Here is a 2674-nt window from a genome sequence, read left to right on the forward strand (position 1 = left end):
TTCCAATACCCTTACCCTCAGCGTCATATAATTTCATCGGCACTCCTGCATTATCGCTAATAGCTTCCAACGCTACTTGTAGAGTTTTCAGATGCTTTTCTACACCTTGGCGAGTTTTTACATCCTTATCTCCTGCCTTGAGAAAAGTTTGCTGAAGTTTCTGTACATAACCAGGTGTCATTTGTACAGCAATCAATTTATCGCTAATAGTAAAGTCGCAAACTTTTGGCGAACCGTTACACACTTTATCTAAATCATTGCGAGCTTTTAACAACACCCTTTCTACTTGCAATTTAGCCTTAACTTCCTGCAAAGAAGCTTTATAGGAAGTAATGAGGGGGCGTGCTTTCACGTAGTAAGAAGTTGTTGTTGGTACTTCTTGAGCGTAAGTTAAAGCATTCTGCCAGTACTCTGAGGCTTGAAACCACCCTTTTCGCTGCTCGAAAATTCGAGCTTGGGCGGCGGCGGTGACAGCCTGAGTGTAAGAATCTTCGGCAATTTCTTCTATGGTTTTGCGATCGCGTGCCTTTGCTAACTTTGTCTCATACTTTGATAACAGTACCTTAGCCTGCTCGTAAGCTGTCGTATCCTTGGGTATTGAACCCAGCATAGTCACCGATGTTTGCCAACCACTCTCAACTTTTTGCCAGCTTTCAGGTAACTGAGCCACCCCTTCACGAGCTTCAGTGATTCGAGCCGTATTCTGGGCGGAATTAAGCTTTATACCTCCTTGTTCCTCTGTTAGTAACCGCTTATTTGCTGCGGCTAAATTCCCTTTATATTCCTTCAATTTGTTCTGAGAAAAAGGATAAACAGGACTATCCTTGGGGATTTTTGCGAGGGGGATAATCGCCTCTTCCCAGAGAGATTTGATTTCTATCCAATTCTCCGCAGAATGAGGCGGATTTTGAGATTTTAAAGATGCAGATTTTCCCCGCTCTACAGCCGCGATTACAGAGTCTAAATTATTTTTTTGTCCGCGATAATTTTGCAGTTGCTTTTGCGCTTCGCTGTAACGGGGCGACCAAAATGGAATAGCTTCTAGATTCGCGATCGCATGATTTAATTTCCCCTGTGCTTCTTCCACGCTATTAATCGTCTTTTTAGCTTTCAGCGTGTTTACCGACTGCTGATTTAGCTTTTGAGCATCAGCAAATGCCGTACACTTGCCAATTACGCAAGGGCGAGTTAACGCATAAGCAAAACTTAGCAAAAGTGCTGTCACTGTACCCGCACCTATCACCCATATCAACGCCACCAGTGAGAAACGGAAGCTCTTTTTTGTAACGGGTTCTAGATCGTTAGCATCGAAGGGATTGCCATCGCTTTCTGAAATTTCCGCAGCCTGAATTATGATAGATTCAGGATAGTTAGAGCTGGCAGAAATATCAGAAAATTCTTCTTGACTGCTGTCTAAATCTTCTGTTGCTGTATATTCTTTTCCTTCTAACCCGGTAGTTTCGTCCTCCCGTCGCAGAGAAACTGGAACAATTGCACTGTTAGTTGGCACTCTTGATTTTGAAACCGCAGCTTTTGACAAAAACGACGGCTCCATGCTAAAAGAATGGAAAGCATAAGGGTGTTTTTGCCCCAGCAATTTTAGGCAAATTCCTACTTGTTGAATAGCTTTTGGTTGGAGCGTAACAACGGCTGACTGTATCGCTGCCAAAGTTGGTGAAGCCTTGAGAGTTAAACTAGGCGGGTGTTCCCCTACCACCATCAAAGTTTCTTCCACAAAACTACAACTGATTTGCAGGGGTAAATTTTGAAACCCTACTTCTTGCAATTGCCGCTGCAAATCTTCCTCTAGAATTTGTAAATTATTCCGCCGGGTTGCTGTTGCTGTTTTCATGAATTTGCTCCTCTTTGATGGCCACCACAATTGAGATTTTGGCTTCTAGATTTTGGATTATTTAGATTCTATGCTAGGCTCGAATATGTTTAAATTCTGTCCCCAAACTTTCATCTAAAACCTAAACTCTAAATTTTAAAGGGTTGTTTATAGCTTTCTCCGAAACAAACCTGTTCTGTAGGAAAACGCCCGCCGTATTTTTTGAAAGGTTCAGCGGCATAACCCAGAGGTAGGAGACAACAAACATCTATCTCATCGGGAATTTGAAATGCTTCTTTTACCTGAGCTGCCACAAAACCTTCCATCGGGCAACTATCAACTCCAAGGCTCTTAGCTGCAATCATCAAGTGGGCAACTGCTAACATTGTATGGCGGTTAGTCCAAGTTTCTGCTGACTTAAAGCTTGCGGGTGAGTCAAACATATTAGGAATTGCTTGTCGCATCACATCTGCCAAAACATCAGGCATAGCACCCACATCTTTGCCCAATTGAATGACGGATTCGATGTATTCTGGTTGATTTACACTGCGATCGCCACAGCAAATTAAAACTACTGGTGCTTCTCCAATCTGACGCTGATTAAAAGCGCAAGCCTTTAGCTTTTCTTTGCTCTCTTGCTCTCGCAAAACGATGAAGCGCCAAGGTTGCAAGTTGTAACCGGAAGGCGATCGCAGTCCCAATCGAAAGATTTCTTCTAAAATCGCGGGCGTAATTGTATCAGGTCTGAAGGAACGGGCGGCCCGCCGATCTTCAATAGCTATTTTTACATTGATTGAAGGCTGCATTTCTACTGTCATAGGTAATTGGTAATTGGTAATTGGT

Annotated in this window: 2 protein-coding genes; both read right to left on the reverse strand. The window is 43.0% G+C overall.

What is annotated here, in order from left to right; genetic code table 11:
- Positions 1 to 1852 (reverse strand): hypothetical protein (locus tag OSCI_RS09340; RefSeq protein ID WP_039961995.1); only part of this gene is annotated, 1852 nt, incomplete at its 3' end.
- 128 nt (positions 1853 to 1980) lie between these two features.
- A partial coding sequence (locus OSCI_RS09345; RefSeq protein ID WP_052638531.1) for a nitroreductase family protein occupies positions 1981 to 2674 on the reverse strand: 694 nt, incomplete at its 5' end.

Source organism: Kamptonema sp. PCC 6506 (assembly GCF_000180455.1).
GTDB lineage: Bacteria > Cyanobacteriota > Cyanobacteriia > Cyanobacteriales > Microcoleaceae > Kamptonema > Kamptonema formosum.